We start from the raw sequence: 3831 nt of genomic DNA on the forward strand, positions 1-3831 counted from the left end.
TGAAATCCAGTGTTTTTCGCATGACGTCCGGATTGTCCCGCAAAAGATGGAATCCGCCAATAACAGCATACACCGTATCGGTATGGCATACTTTTTTCGCATAGGCAATGGTATTGCAGACGCCGGCATGGGCGCAGGGCGTTACAATGACCAGGCCCTTATCGGAACAATAGACCATGGCCGAGTCATCATACAAATAATCGTCTTCCCATACGCCGTTGCGCAGCGTATGACCTAAAGGCTTTTTCGCTTCAAAATCATTGGTCCGTTCAATTTCACTGAGGAATACTAGCCGGTCTGTCAGCCAGACCGGTTCTTTTGTTGTATGGACCGGCAGGATGGCATGGAGCGAAGCTTCGTCCAGGATGGAACCGATATTTTTGCCCCCTGCTTCCTTGGGCAGAAAAGTATCAGGATGGGCGTACACAGGCGCTGCTATGCGGGGGCGTTTTTCATACGTCGCTTCAATATGTGCCTGTACCAGCGGCAGGAGGCCCCACGTATGGTCATAGTGACCATGGGATAAAACGACAGCATCGGCCTGGAGGCAGTCAATACCGCGGCGCCAGGCATTTTTCATGAACATGTCTGAGCGGCCGGCATCGAGGAGGACTTTCTTATCCCGGTCTTCAAACCAGGCAGAAAAGCCGGATTCTGCGCCGTAGCAGCCCCCGCTGATGGTGTAATTATCAATAAGAATGGTTAATTTCATAGGTATCACCTCTGATAAGTTAATATAATAGGAACATCTTAGTTTGCGGTCATTCGGCTTTCTGATGATACGCTTCTACTACCTGACCTATGTACATGCGATGCCAGCCTTCCCGCGTATAGGAGCGAAGGACGCGGGAATCGGTCACTCCCTTTGGCGACAGGTCCTGCACGTACAGTTTCTTGCAGACCAGGGTCCAGTCTGCACTGGCAATGAACGGGGCATCCCCCATCCCATACTGCAAAGGGAATCCACAATTTTTGATTTTATCCGTATCGCGTCCACTGTGGATACCACAGTATATGACCTTGTCATGAAGAGCCATCGGCAGCACCGATACGGTAAAATAATCAAACCGCTCCATATACTCATACGTATACCGTTCCGGCCGTACATAGACGATGCACGTAGGAATATTCCAGGTCCGCCCCGGATTGGCCCAGCCAATCGTCATGACCCGTGCATCGTTTTTGTCTCCTGCCATGAGAAGTCCGTTATTCGTACCAAAAACAGAAAAAATATCCAGCTGCAGCTTGTCAGCTGTTACGAGTTCAAGCATCTATACCGCCTCCTGTTCTATATCTCTTATTATATGGGAAAGTACAAAAAAAAAGAAGAAGAAACTGCATGGGGAGATACAGTTCCTTCTTCTACAGAAGAGGGGAATTTACGTGCCTAACGCATGTACTAAGTCATATTCGTTTTCATCAATGGTAAACTTATATTTATCTACCTCGGTATAAGGCGTTGCCACAATCTTATCGTGAATAGAGCCAATGACAGCATCTTTTCCACCGGAAAGAAGGTAATCGACGGCCTTCTGGGCAAACAGCCCCGCCATTTTGGCATCTCTTGCCGAAGGGGCACCACCGCGCTGGAGATATCCTAGTACGGTCAGGCTGGGATTCATTTCCGGATGATGCTGTTTCATGTAGGTCAGCACGTCACATCCACTGACGGCACCTTCGGCAACGATGACAATACTGCTCATTTTCCACTGTTTATGAGATTCCACGAGATGGTCGGCCACTTCTTTCAGTGTGACTTTCTTTTCCGGTACCAGAACGATTTCTGCCCCGCAGGCCATGCCCGATTCGAGGGCGATGAACCCGGCGTGACGCCCCATAACTTCTACAATAGCTACCCGGTCATGGGAAGACGCCGTATCGCGGATGCGGTTCACTGCTTCCAGTACGGTATTGACAGCCGTATCATAGCCCAACGTATATTCTGTGCCAGGCATATCATTGTCAATCGTTCCGGGAATCGTTATCGTCGGTATGCCCAATGCACTCAGTTTTTCTGCCCCTTTCATAGATTCATCGCCGCCAATGACGACTAATGCGTCAATGTGGTTCTTCTGCAGCCATTCATAGGCCTTTTTCCGGCCTCCTTCTGTCCGGAATTCTTCCGAACGGGCCGTCTTTAAGAGTGTACCTCCGCGATGAATGATTCCGCCGACAGAACGGCGTGTCAGGGCAGTGCTGTCTCCATGGATCAATCCGTCATATCCCCGCAATATGCCTTCTACAGTCAGTCCTTTATACATAGCGTAACGGGTAACGCCGCGGATGGCAGCGTTCATCCCCGGTGCATCCCCGCCGCTGGTCAATATTCCGATTTTCTTTATCATAGGCGTCACATCCTTACGCTGTTTCACGATCTAAAATTCCAGAAGTGTCTTTACGACCGGTTCCGGCCGCTTATCCGTAAATTCCAGGGCTTCACCAAACTGGGTAATGGGGAAGCGTTTTGTAATAAATCCTGAGGGCTTCATATTGCCTGCCGCAATTTCTGCCAATACAGCTTCATAGTCACTACGGACATACATATTGGACCCGTCCACATGCAGCTCTTTCACCTGGATAAGGTCAAACGAAGCCTTTATATCCTTACCCATGATGGCGATTTCCGAAATCGTGCCGCCCGGACGGGTAATTTCCGCCGCCTGACGGACGCAGGCATCATTACCGAAGGCCAGGAAGGTGATATCGACGCCCTTACCATCGGTCCGTTCCATAATTTCTTTGACGACATCATCGCGCGTGCTGTTAAACGCAGCAACAGCTCCCATGGAGCGGGCTTTTTCCAAATTAAAATCGATGACGTCGATGCCAAAAAGGGTCGCCGGATGAAAACAAGCCGCGCTGAGAACGACACCCAGTCCTATCGTACCACAGCCGATGACGGCCACCTTTGTCGTCTCCTGTATATGATGCGCCCGTACGGCATGCATGCCGACCGCCAGTGGTTCAATGAGCGCCCCTTCGGCAAAGGATACGGCGTCCGGCAACGGTACGATGCATTGCTGGGGCAGAACGACGTACTCGCCAAACGATCCGCTCCATCCGGAAGCGCCGAGTATCTTCTTTTCCGGGCACAGATTATACCGCCCGCTCTGGCATAAATAACAATGGCCACAGCCATATTGTGGTTCGGCCGTCACCCTGTCACCGGGCCGGCACGTCGTTACGGCGCTGCCCGTTTCGACGACGACCCCGGAAAATTCGTGGCCTGATACGACGGGTGGCACCCGCCAGGGATGCTTCCCATGATAAGCATGTACTTCAGAACCGCAGATGCCCGTCGCCCGGACCTGGATTTTGACATCCGTATCCCGTTCCAACTGAGGCTCCGGTGCGTCATTGATAAAGTAGGCTTTCATCGGTTTTTCTATAAATCCTGCTCGCATATCCCATCCCACCTTTCGTAGAAAAGGGCGGCAGGAAGCCTGCCTGCTTTCTGCCGCTCGTTATATCCACTTTTAGTCCATGTGCTGACCGCCGTTGATATCGATTTCTTCGCCTGTAATGTACGATGCTTCTTTAGAAGCGAGGAATACGACCGTATCAGCGACTTCCTGCGGTTCACCCGGACGGCCCATAGGAATATTGTCGATAACTTTCTGGGCTTCGTCTTTCGGCAGGGATTTCCAGATTTCTGTATTGATCAGGCCCGGCGTTACGCTATTGACGGTGACACCATAGGGAGAAATTTCACGGGCCAGGTTCTTGGAGAAACCGAGAACTGCCGCTTTAGCTGCCGAATAATGAGCGCCGCCGAAGATGCCGCCACCGCGCTTGGCCGATACGGAGGAAAGATTGACGATACGGCCATAA

At 51.2% G+C, this 3831-nt stretch carries 5 protein-coding genes; all 5 read right to left on the minus strand.

The window, feature by feature from the left end; genetic code table 11:
- On the minus strand, positions 1–712 hold a 712-nt coding region (locus DBO31_RS08410), incomplete at its 3' end, for an MBL fold metallo-hydrolase (RefSeq protein ID WP_150824923.1).
- A gap of 49 nt (positions 713–761) precedes the next feature.
- Entirely contained in the window at positions 762–1271 is a 510-nt protein-coding gene (locus DBO31_RS08415; RefSeq protein ID WP_075581847.1) for a flavin reductase family protein, read from the minus strand.
- 108 nt (positions 1272–1379) lie between these two features.
- Positions 1380–2345 carry an ATP-dependent 6-phosphofructokinase gene (locus DBO31_RS08420; protein ID WP_150824924.1) on the minus strand — a complete coding sequence of 322 codons (966 nt, stop codon included), beginning with the start codon at positions 2343–2345 and terminating at the stop codon, positions 1380–1382.
- A 30-nt stretch (positions 2346–2375) separates the two neighbouring features.
- On the minus strand, positions 2376–3404 hold the full coding sequence (locus DBO31_RS08425) for a zinc-binding dehydrogenase (RefSeq protein WP_150824925.1): 1029 nt from the start codon (positions 3402–3404) through the stop codon (positions 2376–2378).
- 72 nt (positions 3405–3476) lie between these two features.
- Positions 3477–3831: SDR family oxidoreductase (locus DBO31_RS08430; RefSeq protein ID WP_150824926.1), on the minus strand; the 355-nt coding region annotated here is incomplete at its 5' end.

The sequence above is a fragment of the Megasphaera sp. DJF_B143 genome (genome assembly GCF_900320625.1).
Lineage (GTDB): Bacteria > Bacillota > Negativicutes > Veillonellales > Megasphaeraceae > Megasphaera > Megasphaera hexanoica.

Bases quoted from the DNA above. Each gene is read 5' to 3' on its own strand.
- DBO31_RS08425 (WP_150824925.1), bottom strand. From the start codon at position 3,404: ATGCGAGCAGGATTTATAGAAAAACCGATGAAAGCCTACTTTATCAAT.
- DBO31_RS08415 (WP_075581847.1), bottom strand. From the start codon at position 1,271: ATGCTTGAACTCGTAACAGCTGACAAGCTGCAGCTGGATATTTTTTCT.
- DBO31_RS08420 (WP_150824924.1), bottom strand. From the start codon at position 2,345: ATGATAAAGAAAATCGGAATATTGACCAGCGGCGGGGATGCACCGGGG.